Origin of the sequence: Rhodococcus (subgen. Prescottella) equi (assembly GCF_003013675.1) — a bacterium.
GTDB classification, from domain to species: domain Bacteria; phylum Actinomycetota; class Actinomycetes; order Mycobacteriales; family Mycobacteriaceae; genus Prescottella; species Prescottella equi.
The window spans coordinates 2,737,117-2,753,529 of record NZ_CP027793.1; the positions used below are offsets into that span (position 1 = coordinate 2,737,117).

A 16,413-nucleotide genomic window follows, 5' to 3' on the forward strand; every position below is an offset into this window, starting at 1 on the left:
CGCAACAAACTTCGCATAGATGACCGTCCACCCGGATCCACTGCGAAGGCGGGGTGCAAGGACTAGCGTCGGAACGACTGGACTGCGATCTTCCACACCGTTTGGAGAGCGTCATGAACCTTTCGAAGGCATCGAAGGCCGCTGCTGCATCCGTTCTCGCCGTTGCGGCGCTCGGAACGGGAGCCGGCACCGCGTACGCGGGAACCGCCCCCGGCGACGTCTCCGCGCCCCTCGTCCAACCCGTCGTCGACAAGCAGACGGCACAGGACAATCTGATACGCGAGATCGGAATCGGGTGGGAACGCGGGGGTCCCGCCGCGATGGCGACCGGCGCGGGCGTCGGGCTCGCGATCGGCTGTGTGTCGATCTTCCCGAACTTCATCGCCGGCTGCATCCTCGGCACCGGCATCGGTGCCGGTATCGGCGCCTACAACGGCATCACCGGGGCCAACCCGAACGTCCAGCCGGCGTTCTACGAATGGCTCAACGCCACACCGTGACATCGGGCCGGGTCCCAGGCGAGCGGTTTCACGACCACTCGTAGGGGACCTCCTCGGTGACCCCGAGGTCGTCGCACAGCCGCCGGATCGCGGTGCAGTCCTGCACCAGGTTCCGTCGACCGGAGTCGTGGGCGGCGTCGGCCACGATCCGGTGCGCGCCGCGCACCTGTTCGTGGTCCAGCACCGCCGACCAGGTGGAGAAGTCGTTGGACCGGAACGCCTCGAGCCCGTCCGCGAGGCCGGCGAGCAGGAGTCGCCGGTCGTCTCCGTCCAGACGCTCGAACACGATCTTCAGGAGTTCGCCGGCGATCGACGAGTGGCAGTACTCGTCCCGACGGTGCAGCACCACCGTGGCCCGGTTCACCGGCTGCAGATCCTCGTCGTCGGTCATCAGTCCCAGGTACGAACTGATCGAGGTCTCGGCCACGGTCGTGAACGCGAGCGACACCAGTGCCGACTCGCGCGGCGTCTCGGCCGCGTCCACGGCCTGCTGATGGCGGCGGACCGTGGGCCCGTAGGGGAGCCGGCGCTCGGGCAGGTCCCACCCCCGTCGACGCCGGGTCAGCGCGCTCGCGTTCAGGTGCATGAGCGTGTGGTACTGCTCGTCGACCATGGCCTGCATCGTCGCGACGGTGAGCGTGTCGCCCAGGCCGGTACCGAACGCGTCCTGTGACAACAGTCGGAAGCCCGGGTTGACCACGTACTGTTCGACGTCCATCACGTTCTTGTTGTAGGCGATCCACGCCCACGCCAGGATCCGACGCCGTACCGGTTCGTCGAGCCGGGTGAAGACGTCGTGGTCGCGGAACGGAATCAGCGACTCGGGATAGTCCGCCTTCTCCGCGTCGAACAGGTCGTCGAGGTCGGGCTCGGGACGCTTGACCACGGCGCGGCGCGGCCAACTGCCGGCGAGGCTGCTGATGATCGCGCTCTCCACGGGATCGGCCGGATCGAACGGCGGTAGCGACGGCAACCGCAGCAACTCCTCGTGCACCGCGGCCTCGTCTCCGAATGCGTTGTCGGTCAAGGCGTTCCTCCTCCCGATCGTCGTTCCGGTGCGAGGGGCCCCGTGAACAGGTCCGCACACAGGGCCCGGTACCGGTCGAGGTGGTCACCGAGCGGTGCGCGCGCCGCCGCCATCACGTCCCCGAATTCGCGTGGACCGCCGTGTTCGACGGCCTCGGACAGCCGCCGCAGCGCGGCGGCGAGGGCAGCGCGGGCCGCCGCGGCCTGCGGGTTGCCGGCCTGGATGTCGTGATAGACCTCGGCCTGCCCCGCGGCGACCCGCCCGAGCAGCGCCAGCAGCGTCGTGTGCGGCGGGGTCGCGGCATCGACGAGGGTGTCCGCGTCGATGCCGAGATCACCGAGCGCCAGCCCGAACGCGAGGATCGCGGCGTGGGTGAGCGCCTGCGTCGCCGCGGCGGTCCGATCGTGCTCGTCCGCGCTCATCGCGACCACCCGTGCGCCCCAACCGGTCACGGCACCGAGGAATCGTCCGACGGCGGGGGAGTCGTGGTGGATCACCGCCGCGACGGGGCGCCCGGCCATCCCGAGGCCCGGCGCGAACAGCGGGTTGATCCCCACGGCGGGCCGGGTCGACGCGCGGTCCCGCAGCACGCGATGGATCTCGGACTTCACCGACAGCGTCTCCACCAGTACCGCGCCGGGTTTCATCGCTCCGTCGACGACGGGGACCGCCGCCACCGCGACCGCCTCCGGGACCGCGAGGATCACCACATCCGCCTCGGCGAGCAGCGCCCGCACCTGCGGGTCGGGGTCGGTGACGTCACCGCACACACCGTCGACGCCCGGGATGGGCGCTGCCGCCGGGTCCACCACGGTCACCGAGTCGCCCTCGGCGCGAGCAGATTCCGCGAGCATGGCGCCCACCGCACCGGCCCCGCCGACGATCACCAGCGCGCACGTCGTCGTGTCGGGGGGCGTGGTCATCGATCACCCGCCCCGTCCCCGGTCGGGTCGTCCGGCTCGCCTTCGGCGTCGTCCGCGGAGGTCACCGACAGGCAACGCCGCATCGTGACCGCCTTGACCATCGTCTCCTCGAGTTCCTCTTCGGGGTCCGACAGCGCGACGATCGCCCCGCCCACACCGAAAGTCACCCGATCGGCGGTCGCCACCATCGTGCGGATCACGATGGAGAAGTCGGCAGTCCCGTTGATCGAGAAGTAACCGATCGCCCCCGAGTACACGCCGCGAGGCCCCTCCTCGAGCTTGTCGATGATCTCCATCGTCCTCAGCTTCGGCGCACCCGTCATCGACCCGCCCGGGAACGCCGCCCGCACGCATTCGACGGACGACACGTCGTCCCGGAGCGTGCCACGCACCGTCGACACCAGTTGATGGACGGGAGCGTACGTCTCGACGTCGAACAGCTTGGGGACGTGTACCGAACCGGGGACGCACACCCGCGACAGGTCGTTGCGCACCAGATCGACGATCATCAGGTTCTCGGCCCGGTCCTTCTCGCTGTCGAGCAGGTCCCGGCGGAGCGCGGCGTCCTGCTCCGGCGACGCGTGCCGGGGGCGGGTGCCCTTGATCGGTTTCGAGTCGACCACCCGGTCCGCGCCGATCCGCAGGAATCGCTCCGGTGAGGCACTCAGCACCGATACTCCCGAGAACTGCAGCAGCGCACTGTACGGGGTGGGACTGATCTCCCGGAGCGTCTCGTAGCTCTGCAGTGGATCGATCACCCGGTCGACGGTCGCGGCATTGGTCAGGCACACCTCGTACGACTCGCCGGAACGGATCTCGTCGAGGCACTGGCCGACCAGTGCCAGGTACTCGGCGCGGCCATGTCGCAGATGGGGTTTGGTGTCGTCCTCGAGCTTCACCAGTGGGTGCGGCGGCGGCGGCTCAACGGCCTCGTCCAACTGCCGGATGCGGGTCTCGGTGTCCGCGAACCATTTCGCGACTCCGGGATCGTCCGGCTCCTCACTCAACGCGAGCAGGTGGCAGGCGCCACCGACGTGGTCGATCACCACCGCGCGGTCCGCGAACACGAACGCAGCGTCCGCAGTCGGGGAGGTGTGGACCAGCTGGCTGCCGGCGTCGGCCTTGAGTTCGTACCCGAGGTAGCCGACGTAGCCGAGCCCGAAGGCGAACGGCAACTCCGGGTTCGGCGGCACCGCGCGGATGCGGAGCTGCTCGTCGATGTAGTCGAAGAACCGCCGATGCAACAGCTCGTCCGGCCGGCCCTGCCGCTGCACACGCACCGTGGTCTCGGCGACCCGGTAGGTGATGTACTCGGCGAGCGGTCCCGAACAGTCGCCCATCACCGAGAACTGCGACTCGGGCTCCAGCGCGGCGCTGCCGTCGAGCCAGAAGCTGTTCGGTCCGTCCGCGAACAGGCTCCCGTACACCGCGTGCGGATCGACCGCCCGGTCGATCCGGGTGCTCGACACGTGATAGCGCGGCTGCGGCCCGGCGGCCTCCGACGGCGTGGCCGCCGCGGCAGGTGTCGCCGGTCGGGTCGGCCGACGCCCGGATCGCGACGGGGTCAGATCCCGGAAGTTGCCGAGCAGTTCCCGTCCGTACCGGGTGCAGATCGACTCGGGGTGGAACTGCACCCCCCACAACGGGTGCGTCCGGTGCGCGGCGGCCATGACCAGCCCGTCCTCTGTCCACGCCTGCTCCTCCAACTCCGGAGGCATGGAATCGACGATGAGCGAGTGGTAGCGCACCGCCGGGAAGGGCGACGGAATACCTTGGAAGATGCCGGTCCCGGTATGCCGGATCGACGAGATCCTGCCGTGCATCGGTACCGGCGCCAGACCGACGCTGCCACCGAACAGGTGACACAAGCCCTGGTGCCCCAGGCACACCCCGAGCACCGGGATCTCGCGGTTCGCGATCGCCCGCGCGCTGATCCCGAAGTCCCGTTTGCGGTCCGGCCGGCCCGGGCCGGGCGAGATGACGATGTTGTCGAAGTCGACGAGCGGCACCGACGCCCAGTCGGCGTCGTTGTGCACCACGACCGGCGGTTCCCCGTTGACCTCGGACAGCAGGCTGTAGAGGTTGTAGGTGAACGAGTCGTAGTTGTCGATCAGGAGCGTGCGGGTGCCCATGACGCCATCAGCCCGTCGCGCGATTCGTGTCGTCGGCCGTCCCGATGACCAGGTCCTCGACCCGGCAGGTCTCGCCGATCATCACCTCGTACAGCCTGCGCAGAAAGTCCGGTGACAGTCCGTGGGAGCGAGCGAACTCCTCCGCCCGGTCCTGCACCAGATTCACCCGCTGGGGCTGCATCATCGGGATGCTCCGATGGCGCTTGACCTCCGCGATCCGGACACACACGTCGATCCGTGCACGGATGTCCTCGAGGAACCGACGGTCGATCTCGTCGAGTTCGGCGCGAAGCCGAACGAGCTCCGGCTCGTCGACCGGAAAGGTTCCCGTGGATTCTTCTGAGGTGTCGGCCGTGATCGGGCCGCTGGTGTCGTCCATACGCCACCTCGCCTTACGTCTACTGGACCTTCGCGGTAGTTCTGCGAGCCATCGCGTCAGCCGGATCCGCTAGCTGCGTGCGTTCCCTTCATGATTGCACGGGGGCTGGGGCGTGGCGAATCTTCGCCGATATTCCGAGGGCCCCGAACCGGGCCCGCGAACGGTTCGGTTTCGATGCGGTCACGAACCTCGTGATGTGTCCGGATTCGATTGCAGCGCACGCGATCGCAAGGTATCCGCCAACGAATCAGTGGGCGCCTCAGCGTGGTTCACCCGAACCCCCGCGACCGCACACCGACGTCGCATATGCTGGGTCGCCGTTCGGCCGAATCGCACCCGTCATCGGATTCTCGGGGCGATCTGAAAAGCGTGGTTTCGGCGGACATGAACCATTTGTGGTGCCGTGCTTTTCGAGGGGGATCTTCGATGTCGTCAACTCCACTCCTGCCGCCGCGACGCGTCGGGCCCGCCGGTCGCGTGGCGGCGGCAGCCGCAATCGCGATCGGTGTGCTCGTCGCGCCCGTCACGGCAGCTGCGCCGGTCACCGCCGCACCCGCCCCGGTGGCGGCCGATCCCGACCCCTTCTACGGCCAACCGACCGACGTCGGCGACCACGCGCCCGGAGACGTGCTGGCGGCACGCCGCATGCCGGCTCTCCCGCAGTTCCCGGGCACCACGGTCTGGCAGGTCCAGTTCCGGTCGACGGGCTCGGAGGGTCGCCCGATCGCCGCGGTGACCACGATCCTCGTCCCCGACGTGCGTGCACCGTCCGGTCCGCTGCTGTCCTACCAGCACATCATCAACGCGCTCGGCACCCACTGCGCCCCGTCCCGGACGCTCTACACCGCCGACCCCGACCTCACGATCCGGGAGGCGCCGGCGCTCAACATCGCCCTCGCCCGCGGATGGACGGTCGCCCTGCCCGATCACCTCGGCCCGTCCAGTGCCTACGGCGCGGCCAGGCTCGGCGGTCAGATCACCCTCGACGGCATCCGGGCCGCGCAACGCGTCCCGGAACTGGGGCTGGCGACGAGCCCGGTCGGCATGGCCGGGTACTCCGGCGGCGGAATGGCCACGGCGTTCGCGGCGGCGCTCGCTCCGTCGTACGCCCCGGAACTGGACATCGTCGGTGCCGCGGCGGGCGGGGTGCCGATGAATCTCGGCAAGATGGCACGAGGACTCGGGACGGCGCCGCACCCCGCGTTCGGTCTCGCGCTCGCCGCGGCCCTCGGCCTCGAACGCGAGTACCCGGACCGCCTGCCGGTGAGCGAGCAGTTGAACGCGCAGGGACTCGCCATGCGGGACGCGGTCGCGGACGCCTGCACCAACGGCATCCTGCTCACCGGTGCCGGGCACAGCGCGTCGGAGATCGCCACCACCACCGATCTGCTGTCCAGCCCGACGGCCCAGGATGTCCTGTCCGACAACAGCATCGAGGACTATCCGGGAGTGCCGACCGCGCCGCTGTTCGAGTGGCACAGTCCGACGGACGCCCTCATCCCGGTCGACTCGATCGACGCCACGCTGCAGCGGTACTGCCGGGCCGGGGCGCGGGTCGAGTCGGAACTGTTCCCGAGCCCGGACCACCTCACCACCGCGGTCCTCGGCGCGCCGCGGGCGCTGGACTACCTCGACGCCCGCTTCCGCGGCGAACCGGCGCCGAGCACCTGCTGACACGCGACGGCGCCGCCACGACAGGTCGTGGCGGCGCCGAGACGATCAGTGTGGAGAGGGAGCCGACTACGCTCCGCGGCGCTTGGCCTTGAGCAGGTCCAGCCGCTCCTTCAGCAGGTCCTCGAGCTCCTCGACGGAACGACGCTCGAGCAGCATGTCCCAGTGCGTACGCGGGGGCTTGACCTTCTTGACTTCGGGCGCAGCGCCCTCGACCAGAGTGCCCTCGAGACCGTTCTTGCACAGCCACGTGCCGGGGATCTCGGCCTCGTCGGCGAAGGGGACGTCGAACTCCTCGCCGTTGTCGCACCGGTAGCGTGCGATGCGGCGGGGCGCCAGGTCGTGGTCACGATCGGTCTCGTAGCTCACCGCTCCGAGTCGACTACCTCGAAGTACGCGATCTGCCATGGTGTGTCCTCTCTTCGTTCGTCACCGCGCCAGTTCGCCGGGGGGCGCACCGAGCGTTCACAACCATCTACAACGTCCCGGACTCCCGGATCGTTCCCGAGACTCCCGTGGATGCGGCCGCACCATCTTACCGGGCAGCCGTCCCGCGACCCGCAGTAAGGTGTGCGTTCATGGCCGCAGCGTCCCGGAGACCCGAATCGTGTGTGTGGTGCGGTCGGGAGGTCGCCCCGGCCGGCATCGGACGGCGCCGCCGCTACTGCCGCCAGTCCTGCCGCCAGCGCGCGTACGAGCAGCGCAACGCGGTCAAGGGCACGTCGATTCCCGCCGACGCCGTGGTGCTCAGCGTGGAGGAGGCCTCCGCACTGTCCGATCGGCTGTTCGAGCTGCGCTGCGCCGCCGAGGACGTCGCCACCGCCGTCGCGGAGGGCGCCGAGGGGCGTGAGCTGTCCGCTCTCACCGAGCGCCTGGTCGCGATGGCCCGCGACGCCGAACGGTTCCGCTGAACCCGACCGTCCCGGCACGCGCGCCCGGAAACGCGTCCGCGCTTACCGAACCGCACTACCGTGGGAGATGTCAGCCCGGAACCGACCGGAGGGAAGAATCATGACGACCCCCGAGCATCACCCGCACGATCCGGCCGATCATCCCCACGTCCACGGCAAGGACTGTGGACACGAGACGGTCCAGCACGGCGACCATGTCGACTACCTGCACGACGGGCACCGCCATGCCGAGCACGAGGGCCACTACGACGAGCACGGCGAAGCCGACTGAGTCCGCAGCGTCGTTGACCGCACAACCGGACCAGCCGTTCGCCGGGCTGCACGAGACCCACTCCGGAGTGGTGATCCTCCTCGGCGACCGCGTCTACAAGATCAAGAAGCCGATCCGTACGGAGTTCCTCGACTTCCGCAGCCGTGAGGCGCGCCTCGCGGCGTGCCGGAACGAGGTCGAGCTCAACCGCCGCCTGGCGCCCGACGTGTATCTCGGGGTGGGGGAGCTCGGCGACCCGGAGGGCGGCGACGGGGAACCGACGGTCGTGATGCGGCGGATGCCGGAATCAGCGCGGCTGTCGACCCTGGCCCGCGCGTCGTCGACCCAATGCCCGTCCGCGGTCGATGCGATCGCCCGGATCGTCGCCGACTTCCACCGCCGCGCGGCCCGCGGACCCCGGATCGACCGGGAGGGGACCGCCGACGCGGTACGTCGGCGCTGGCACGACAACATCCGCGAGACCCGAGAGCTGCCCCGCGCCGTGGTCGCCGAGGACCGCCTGGCCGCGATCGAGCGGACCGTCGACCGCTACCTCGACGGACGCGGCCCGCTCTTCGCGCAGCGGATCACCGACGGCTGCATCGTCGACGGTCACGCCGACCTGCTCAGCGACGACCTCTTCTGCCTCGAGGACGGCCCCCGCATCCTCGACTGCCTCGAGTTCGACGCCCGACTCCGCTACCTCGACCGGATCGACGACATCGCCTGCCTGGCTATGGATCTCGAGTTCCAGGGCAGGCCCGACCTCGCCCGGCGACTGGTGCTCCGCTACCGCGACGCCCTCACCGAGACCGCTCCCGACTCGCTCGTGCACCACTACATCGCCTACCGCGCGTTCATGCGCGCCAAGGTCGACTGCGTCCGGCATCTGCAGGGCCGTGCGGCGTCCGCGGACGACGCGGCGCGCCACACCGCCCTCGCCGAACAGCACCTCGATCGCGCGCGCTGCCGCCTGGTCCTCGTCGGCGGTTTGCCGGCCACGGGCAAGTCCACCGTCGCGGCGCGACTGGCCGAGACCGTCGGCGCGGAACTGATCTCGAGCGACCACGTCCGACGCCACTTGTTCGCCGCCGACCGCACCGCGACGCCCTATCCCGGCTACCGCAGCGGCCGGTACTCGCCCGACTCCACCGGCCGCGTCTACGACTCGATGCTCGACCGGGCCCGAGAGTTGCTCGCCGGGGGCCGCTCCGTGGTCCTCGACGCGTCCTGGACCCATCGGGAACACCGACTGCGCGCCGCCGAGACGGCCGTGGCGGTGTGCGTCGACCTGGTGCAACTCCAGTGCACAGCGCCCGCCGAGCTGACCGAGCACCGGCTGCGGGAGCGGGCCGCTTCCCGCCGGGACCACGACTCCGAGGCGACGCCCGCGGTGGCGGTCGCGATGGCCCACGACGCCGACTCCTGGCCCGCCGCCACGCTGGTCGACACCTCCGGACCGCTCGATGCGTCGCTCTCCGTCGCCGCGGCGGAATGGGACCGCACCCCGGGCTAGATTCCGGCGTCCCGCCACACGTCGTCGACCCGGCGCCGACCCGTCCGCGGCACCTCGTACTCGTCGGCCGACGGCGTCCCCAACCGCACCACGACCTGCGGGAACCTACCGCGAGCCCCGGACGCCGTCGCAGCCTCGCGCACCATCTCCCGGCTGGTCGCTATCTCCGTGACGTGGGTGAGCGGGCACGTCGCCAGTCCCCGGGCCGTCGCCTCGAGCAGCAACTCCGACAGCGCCTCGCCGCATCGCAGCCAGTCCAGCCGGGTGTCGGTGTCGGTGCTCAGGACCGCCAGCGCAGCGCGATCCGCCGTCCCGGGCGGCTCCAAGGCTCCCCGCGGGAACTCCCGGCCGACCGGCACCGTGCCACCGTCCGGCAACACACTCGCGGGGACTCCCGTCTCGTCACAGGAATGCCCTGTCCACCAGAACAACTCGGCCCGGTACGCGGCGTCGTGGCGGCGCACGTCGGCACCGCTTCGGGTGGCTTCGGCCAGCCGGGACGGACCGTCCGCCCCGAGGAACGTGATCGCGACGTCGTGGCGACCGAGCACATCAGCGAGGCCCGCGAGCGCATCCGGAGTGGGCGGACCGAACGCCCGGCGGTCCGTCCACCGGCCCGGGATCGCTTGCCGTAGCGACCGGGTGCGCACCGAATCGGTGCCCGAGACGAACCCGACGGATGCCAGCAACATCGGATTCCCCGGATCGGGCAGCCGATCGATCACCACGCCGAGCCCGTGCTCGGCGACCGCGACCTCGAGATGATGCAGAGCCGTGCCGCAACTGATCACCATCTGCCGAGCCAACGGATCGACGACCGGCAGCGCCCGCATCCGGTCGGCATGCAGTTCCAGGCTCCCGCAACTGAACACCCACGACCACGGCTGGCTGTTGTGCACCGACGGAGCCCGACAGGCGACGGAAACCGCCGCCCGGATCGGCTCGGGAGCCGTTCGGGTGCCCATGCATCGAGTGTGGTCCCACCGGCGTGTCGCGGCAAGATCCGCGCGGCGCAACAGTCCGTCGAGGGCGTCACGGAATCGGGAAAGGAACTATCGGTCGATTCCGGCACCGATGGGCATGACCCGCCACGCGATGCCGGAAACCGCTGTGGGGACCCCGTCCCGGGTGTTTCCTAGGAGGAGTCGACCGAAAAGTCTTCGTCGAGGGGGTCCGCATGGGAACTGCACCGATCGTCGTCGGCGTCGACGGCTCCGCGAGTGCCCGTGACGCGGTGCGCTGGGCCGCGTCCGAGGCGTCCGTGCGTGGTGATCCGCTGCTGCTGGTCACGAGCGTCACCACCGGCGGCATCGGGATGTCGTCGCCGTTCACCGACGACCTGCGCATCGGTGGCGAACACGCGCTCGCGGAGGCCGTGAGTCTGGCCGCGGCCGTCGGGCAGACCGCGACGTCGACGGAGATGGTGACGCTCACCCCCGTCCACGCCTTGATGAACCACGAGGGCACCGCCCGCATGATCGTTCTCGGTACCCGTGGCCTGGGGGAGTTCACCGGCGGACTGATCGGGTCGGTCACCTCCGCGATCGTCCACCACGCCGCCTGCCCTGTCGTCGTCGTGGCGGGGTGGCCGCGGCCGGGCGAGCCGGACTTCGACGGCCCGGTCGTCGTCGGGGTGGACGGCACCGAGACCAGCGAACCCGCGATCGAAGCCGCGTTCACCGAAGCGGCGCTGCACGGAGCCGAGCTGGTGGCCCTGCACGCATGGTCCGATCGTGCGGTCCCCGAGGGAACGCTCGCCGGCTCCTGGTCCGACATCGCCGCCACCGAACAGAGCCGGCTCACCGAGCGGTTGGCACCGTGGCGGGACAAGTATCCGGAGGTGCGCGTCAAACAGGTGATCGTGCAAGACCGTCCGGCGCGGAACCTGCTGACGCGCGGCGCCGGTGCGAGACTGATCGTCGTCGGCAGTCGCGGCCGCGGCGGTTTCCACGGCATGACCCTCGGATCCACCAGCGCGGCACTGCTGCGCACCGTCACCATCCCGTTGATGGTGGTGCGCTCACACTGAGTCGCCGGTCCAGGCTTCGCCGTCGCTCACACCGTCGGAGCTGCTCCGCTCGCCGCGACAGATCATCACCGGGCACGGCGCGTGGTGTAACAGATTCTGACTGGTCGAACCGAGCAGCGCCCCGGTGATCCGGCTCCGGCCCCGGCTGCCCACCACCACGAATCGCGCGCGACCGGCGTACTCGAGCAGCGTTCGCCCCGCACTGTTCTGCTCGAGGACCGTCTCCACCGGGACGTCCGGCCACGCCGCCGAGTGGCCGGACAGACTCTCCGCCACGAGCGCGCGTTCCTCTGCCTCGACAGCCGACCAGTCGACGAGCCGAAAAGCCCCGTACCGCTGGACCGTCCGTGCCGGACCCCACGCGTGTACGGCCACCAGCCGCGCACCCAGCACCGCCGCGTATTCGTACGCCACGCCCACCGCGCGGATGCTCAACTCGCTGCCGTCCACACCGACGACGATCGGACGGTCGTCGGTTGCCGCCGGCGCCCCGCCCCGGCACACCAACACCGGGCACCGGGCGTGGTTGGCTACGCGCTGGCCCGTCGAACCCACCAGCATCGCGCCCACCGTGCCCGCTCCTGTCGCCCCCAGGACCAGCAGACCGGCGCGCGCGCTCAGATCGAGAAGCGTCGCGGCCGGTGGGCCCGGATACTGCGCGAACGTCGAATCGACGTCGGCGAACTCGGCGCTCACCATTTCACGGGCGCGACGCAGCATGCCCTCCGAGTCCGATTCGAGTTTCTCGGTGAACTGCGCCTGGATCAGCACTGCCGCTTCACTCAGATACACCCCTGGGCTGGGGAGCACGTGCACGACGTGCAGGGGAGCGGTTCGGCGCCGAGCCAATCGCGCCGCCCACCGCAGCGCATCGAACGACGACGGCGACCCGTCGACCGCGGCCACCACCGCACCCTCGGCGAAGTCCGTCTCCGGATCGATCTCCATCGAACCTCCTCACGCGTCCGGTGTGGGCTCCAGCGTGCCATCGAAGACGGCGTCGGTGCGGGACCTGCCGTCCGGTCCGCGCGGCACCCGCACCCGGGTGCCCGACGCGAGGACGTGTTCGGTGCCGTCGATGTCGAGTCGGATCGGCGCAGCCTGACTGCGGCGCGTCGAAACCGTCACCGACGCGTGGTCGCACCGCACGTCGATCCAGTGCCCGCGATAGCGGATGTCGAACTCGAGGGTTCGCAGCTCGTCGGGCAGTTGCGGATGCAGCCGCAGAACTCCGCCACGGATCTCGAAACCGGAATAGCAGCGCTGCAGGATGTCGATGCTGCCCGCCATCGCGCCCAGATGGATGCCCTCGCGGGTCGTGCCGCCCTGCGTGTCGGACAGATCCGATTCGAGTGCCTCACCGAGCATCTGCCACGACCCGCGCCGATCACCCCGAACTAGCACCCACGCGTGCGTCACCCGGCTGAGCGTCGACCCGTGCGACGTCCGCGCCAGATAGAACTCGACGGTGGCCGGGATCGACCCCGGATCGAACCGATAGCCCATGTCGCGCACCAGCGCCGCCAGTTCCTCGGCCGAGAACAGGTACAGCAGCATCAACACGTCCGCCTGCTTGGAAGCGCGGTACCGCCGACAGGTGTCGCCCTCGGCCTCGAGGATCAGATCCAGCCGGCCGATGTTCCCGTACCGGGCCCGGTAGCCCGCCCAGTCCAGTTCGCGCAGCGACTCGTACCCCTCGAACTGGGCCGGTAACCCGTTGTCGAGGAAACACAACCGCAACCGCCGTCGCAGATAGTCCCAGTGCTCGATCTCCTCGGTCGTCACACACAGCCGCTCCCACACGCCGGCAGCCTCGTTCTCACCGAGGATCCGGTAGGCGTCGAGCGCCCGGGCCAGGGCCCACGACGTCATGACGTTGACGTACGCGCTGTTGTCGATGCCGCCGCCCGGCCGATCCGGATAGCCGTCGTGGAACTCGTCCGGACCCATCACCCCGCGGATGTCGAACCGATCGTCGGTGGGGTCGTACACCGCCAGACTCGCCCACAGCCGCGCGTTCTCCACCAGCATCTCGGCGCCGAAACTCGCGAGGAAGCCCAGGTCCGCGGACGCCTCCCAGTAGTGCCACACGTTGTAGGCGACCGCGAGCCCCACGTGGTACTGCCGCCGCGAGTGGTCCGCCATCCAGCGGCCGGAACGAGGGTTGAAGAACAGTCGCGGTGTCTCCTCCCGGCCGTCGCTCCCGCTCTGCCACGGGAACAACGCTCCCCGCAGGCCCTGAGCCTGGGCCAACCTGCGGGCCTGCGGCAGTCGCCGGAACCGGTACAGCAGCAGCGCCCGGGTCAGCTCGGGCAACCGAAGATTCAGGAACCCGAACACGAAGATCTCGTCCCAGAAGATGTGCCCGCGATATCCCTCACCGTGCAGTCCTCGGGCCGGCACCCCGACGTCGAGATCCGCGGTGTGCGGCGAAAGCGTCTGCAGCACATGGAAAATCTGTACGTTCGCCGCCAGCCGGGTGCGCACATCGGCGTCGACGGCCACCTCGAACCGCCGCCACAGCGACGCCCAGGCCGCCACGTGATCGGCCAGGATGCGCTCGAACGCGCACGCACCCTGCGCGGCCTCCCGCGCCGCCAGCCCCGGCTCCGAGATCGCCCGATCGTGCGAGGTGAACATCGCGACCGTCTTCTCGATCTCGATACTCCGGCCCGCCTCGACGGTCAGGGAGATCTCGTCGGCAACGGCGTCCGCTTCGAAACCGCGGCGCCGGTCGACCTCGACGAACATCCCGTCCATCCGCACCCGCGTGCGGGCCGCCTGCGCGATGCGGAGACGGGACTGGCTGGTCTCCGCATGCAGCCACACCACATCCGTGCCCGACGGCCCCGTCGTCACCTCGGTCAGATGCCGATCCGCGAACCGGGCCAGATCCGGGACGTTCGTGTTCCGGACGGTCCCGTCCAGCGTCGACCGGATGGTCAGCCGGCCGGACCAGTTCTCCGGCCGCAGCAGCGTGTCGACCACCCCGAGATGCGGGTCCGCCATCGACACGAGGCGACGCTGCCGCAACCGCGTCCGGCGTCCCGCCGCGTCGACCAGCACCGTCTCCCGCAGCAACAGGCCGCCCCGGACGTCCAGACCCACATGGTGGTGAGCGACGGCGTCGCCGCCCCCGGGGGAGAACCACGCCCCGTCGTCGATCCGGAACGTCACGCCCACCCAGTTCGGCAGATTGACGATGCTCTCGTCCTCGTGCCGGACGTCGTCGATCATCGAGTCGAGACGGTTGTAGCAGCCGGCGACGTACGCGCCGGGGTAGTGCACCCCGTCGGCGTGGGACTCCGACAGCGCACCCCGGACGCCCTGGTAACCGTTCGCGAGCGTGAGCAGCGCCTCGCGCCGGCCCTCCACGAGGGGATCGAACCCGAGATACGTCAGCAGCCACGCCCCGCTGTCCCCGTCCGACGCCGTGAGCGAACACAGGTCGCACCCGGGATCGGGTCGTGCACCGACGGCGGACACGGCGTCATTCTCCCACGCGAACCCGCGCCCCGGCCGGATGTGCGGAGCCCTGGGCAAGCCGCGACCCGACGTGGCAGCATCACGCACGTGGCCAGCAGACCCGTCGCAGAACAACAACTGCGCGACCTCGCGCAGCTACGCCGTGTCCGGGATCGGATCGACCGGGAGTACGCGCAACCGCTGGACGTCGAGGCGCTGGCGCGCGGCGTCAACATGTCCGCCGGGCACCTCAGCCGCCAGTTCAAACGCGCATACGGCGAACCGCCGTACGCCTACCTGATGACCCGCCGCATCGAACGCGCGATGGCACTGCTGCGCCGCGGCGACCTGAGCGTCACCGAGGTGTGCTTCGAGGTCGGATGCTCGTCCCTGGGCACCTTCAGCACCCGCTTCACCGAACTCGTCGGCATCTCGCCCAGCGCGTATCGCGACCAGGTGCGCGCCGACGAGGAGATGCCGTCGTGCGTGGCCAAGCACGTCACCAGACCGATCAGGAATCGAGAAGCGCAGACCTCACGCCCCGCCTAGCGTGATCGTCATGAACATCACCATTCACTCCGCCTTCCTCCCGCACACCGACCGCGACGCGGCCCTCGCTTTCTACCGCGACCTCCTCGGGTTCGAGGTCCGGAAGGAAGTGGGATACAACGACATGTACTGGATCACCGTCGGCCACCCCGACCAGCCCGACACCTCGCTGGTACTGCATCCGCCGGCCGCCGACCCCGGCATCACCGACGACGAGCGCCGCACCATCACCGAGATGATGGCGAAGGGCACCTACGCGATCCTCACGCTCGCCACCCCCGACCTCGACGGCACCTTCGAGAAGCTCGCGGCCGACGGCGCCGAAATCGTCCAGGAACCGATCGAGCAGCCCTACGGCATCCGCGACTTCGCCGTCCGTGACCCCGCAGGCAACCTGCTCCGCATCAACGAGGTGCGCTGACATGGTCACCATCGGATCCCTCACCCTCGACGTACCGGACACGTCGGCCGCGAAGTCCTTCTACAACCAACTCGGGGTCGACGCCCACGTGTCCGTCGCCGAGGCGCCGACGCCCGGCACCGGGTTCCGCGGCTACACCCTCTCGCTCGTGGTGTCCCAGCCGAACATCGTGGACGCGTTCGTCGAGGCCGCACTCGGCGGCGGCGCCACCGTTCTGACACCGGTGAAGAAGAGCCTGTGGGGGTACGGCGGCGTCGTACAGGCCCCCGACGGGGCGATCTGGAAGGTCGCGACGTCGTCGAAGAAGAACACCGGGCCTGCCGAACGACGGTTCGACGACATCGTCCTGCTGCTCGGCGTCGACGACGTCAAGGCGAGCAAGCAGTTCTACGTCGACCGGGGTCTGGAGGTGGCGAAGAGCTACGGACGCAAGTACGTCGAGTTCGCCACCGAACCAGGCACCGTCAAACTGGCGCTGTACGGGCGTCGCGCCCTCGCCAAGGATGCCGGAGTCGCGGAGCCCGGAACCGGCGCCCACGGGATCACCATCGGCAGCGACCTCCCGGCCTTCACCGACCTGGACGGCTTCATGTGGGAGACCACCGCGCGATGACGGCACCCTCCGGTAGACATGGAGGCC

General features: G+C 69.9%; 17 protein-coding genes. 9 read left to right on the plus strand and 8 right to left on the minus strand.

From position 1 onward, the window contains the following. Positions 1–113 precede the first annotated feature (113 nt). Complete coding sequence (locus tag C7H75_RS12825) at positions 114–500, plus strand: hypothetical protein (RefSeq protein WP_013416065.1); 387 nt, start codon at positions 114–116, stop codon at positions 498–500. Positions 501–528: 28 nt separating this feature from the next. Here the strand turns inward: C7H75_RS12825 and C7H75_RS12830 are convergent, their stop codons facing one another. Genes C7H75_RS12830 through C7H75_RS12845 form a run of 4 tightly spaced genes read right to left on the minus strand, consistent with a single transcriptional unit; the run spans position 529 to position 4,961 of the window. Beyond that, the gene (locus tag C7H75_RS12830) at positions 529–1,527 is read right to left on the minus strand and encodes an AurF N-oxygenase family protein (RefSeq protein ID WP_022595997.1); all 999 of its coding nucleotides are present in this window, start codon (positions 1,525–1,527) and stop codon (positions 529–531) included. Beyond that, complete coding sequence (locus C7H75_RS12835) at positions 1,524–2,450, minus strand: NAD-binding protein (protein ID WP_064077393.1); 927 nt, start codon at positions 2,448–2,450, stop codon at positions 1,524–1,526. Before C7H75_RS12835 ends, C7H75_RS12830 begins: the two co-directional genes overlap by 4 nt. Then, positions 2,447–4,582, minus strand: coding sequence for an aminodeoxychorismate synthase component I (gene pabB, locus C7H75_RS12840; protein ID WP_106851422.1), 2,136 nt, complete (start codon positions 4,580–4,582; stop codon positions 2,447–2,449). The genes C7H75_RS12835 and pabB overlap by 4 nt, the downstream gene beginning before the upstream one ends. Before the next feature lie 7 nt (positions 4,583–4,589). Beyond that, positions 4,590–4,961, minus strand: a complete 372-nt coding sequence (locus tag C7H75_RS12845; RefSeq protein ID WP_013416069.1) for a chorismate mutase family protein — start codon at positions 4,959–4,961, stop codon at positions 4,590–4,592. Between the two features lie 426 nt (positions 4,962–5,387). On the opposite strand from C7H75_RS12845, the gene C7H75_RS12850 reads away from it, so the two are divergent. After that, entirely contained in the window at positions 5,388–6,635 is a 1,248-nt protein-coding gene (locus C7H75_RS12850; RefSeq protein ID WP_081206092.1) for a lipase family protein, read from the plus strand. Between the two features lie 66 nt (positions 6,636–6,701). Here C7H75_RS12850 and C7H75_RS12855 read toward each other — a convergent pair whose 3' ends face one another. Further along, positions 6,702–7,040 (minus strand): RNA polymerase-binding protein RbpA, encoded by a 339-nt coding sequence (locus tag C7H75_RS12855; protein ID WP_005513150.1) that lies wholly within the window; start codon positions 7,038–7,040, stop codon positions 6,702–6,704. 170 nt (positions 7,041–7,210) lie between these two features. Here C7H75_RS12855 and C7H75_RS12860 point away from each other — a divergent pair, with 170 nt between their 5' ends. The 3 genes from C7H75_RS12860 (at position 7,211) to C7H75_RS12870 (ending at position 9,309) form a co-directional block, all read left to right on the plus strand. Then, on the plus strand, positions 7,211–7,543 hold the full coding sequence (locus C7H75_RS12860) for a hypothetical protein (RefSeq protein WP_022596007.1): 333 nt from the start codon (positions 7,211–7,213) through the stop codon (positions 7,541–7,543). A gap of 100 nt (positions 7,544–7,643) precedes the next feature. Continuing rightward, positions 7,644–7,814, plus strand: a complete 171-nt coding sequence (locus tag C7H75_RS12865; RefSeq protein WP_005513144.1) for a hypothetical protein — start codon at positions 7,644–7,646, stop codon at positions 7,812–7,814. Between the two features lie 13 nt (positions 7,815–7,827). Next, on the plus strand, positions 7,828–9,309 hold the full coding sequence (locus tag C7H75_RS12870; protein WP_233281757.1) for a bifunctional aminoglycoside phosphotransferase/ATP-binding protein: 1,482 nt from the start codon (positions 7,828–7,830) through the stop codon (positions 9,307–9,309). Here C7H75_RS12870 and C7H75_RS12875 read toward each other — a convergent pair. After that, positions 9,306–10,274, minus strand: a complete 969-nt coding sequence (locus C7H75_RS12875) for an Acg family FMN-binding oxidoreductase (protein ID WP_022596011.1) — start codon at positions 10,272–10,274, stop codon at positions 9,306–9,308. The genes C7H75_RS12870 and C7H75_RS12875 overlap by 4 nt on opposite strands. A gap of 212 nt (positions 10,275–10,486) precedes the next feature. Here C7H75_RS12875 and C7H75_RS12880 point away from each other — a divergent pair, with 212 nt between their 5' ends. Further along, a complete protein-coding gene (locus C7H75_RS12880; protein WP_081121659.1) occupies positions 10,487–11,338 on the plus strand; it encodes a universal stress protein in 852 nt (283 codons plus the stop codon). Here the strand turns inward: C7H75_RS12880 and C7H75_RS12885 are convergent. Both C7H75_RS12885 and C7H75_RS12890 read right to left on the minus strand, forming a co-directional pair. Then, the gene (locus C7H75_RS12885; RefSeq protein WP_106851424.1) at positions 11,330–12,286 is read right to left on the minus strand and encodes a universal stress protein; all 957 of its coding nucleotides are present in this window, start codon (positions 12,284–12,286) and stop codon (positions 11,330–11,332) included. The genes C7H75_RS12880 and C7H75_RS12885 overlap by 9 nt on opposite strands. A 9-nt stretch (positions 12,287–12,295) precedes the next feature. Next, positions 12,296–14,824 (minus strand): glycoside hydrolase family 65 protein, encoded by a 2,529-nt coding sequence (locus C7H75_RS12890; protein WP_106851425.1) that lies wholly within the window; start codon positions 14,822–14,824, stop codon positions 12,296–12,298. 87 nt (positions 14,825–14,911) lie between these two features. On the opposite strand from C7H75_RS12890, the gene C7H75_RS12895 reads away from it, so the two are divergent. The 3 genes from C7H75_RS12895 to C7H75_RS12905 are packed head-to-tail and all read left to right on the plus strand — an operon-like array spanning position 14,912 to position 16,386. After that, entirely contained in the window at positions 14,912–15,352 is a 441-nt protein-coding gene (locus C7H75_RS12895) for a helix-turn-helix transcriptional regulator (RefSeq protein ID WP_013416077.1), read from the plus strand. 10 nt (positions 15,353–15,362) lie between these two features. Further along, entirely contained in the window at positions 15,363–15,773 is a 411-nt protein-coding gene (locus C7H75_RS12900) for a VOC family protein (protein ID WP_175280034.1), read from the plus strand. Position 15,774: 1 nt separating this feature from the next. Further along, complete coding sequence (locus C7H75_RS12905; RefSeq protein ID WP_106851427.1) at positions 15,775–16,386, plus strand: VOC family protein; 612 nt, start codon at positions 15,775–15,777, stop codon at positions 16,384–16,386. The last annotated feature ends 27 nt before the right edge of the window (positions 16,387–16,413 follow it).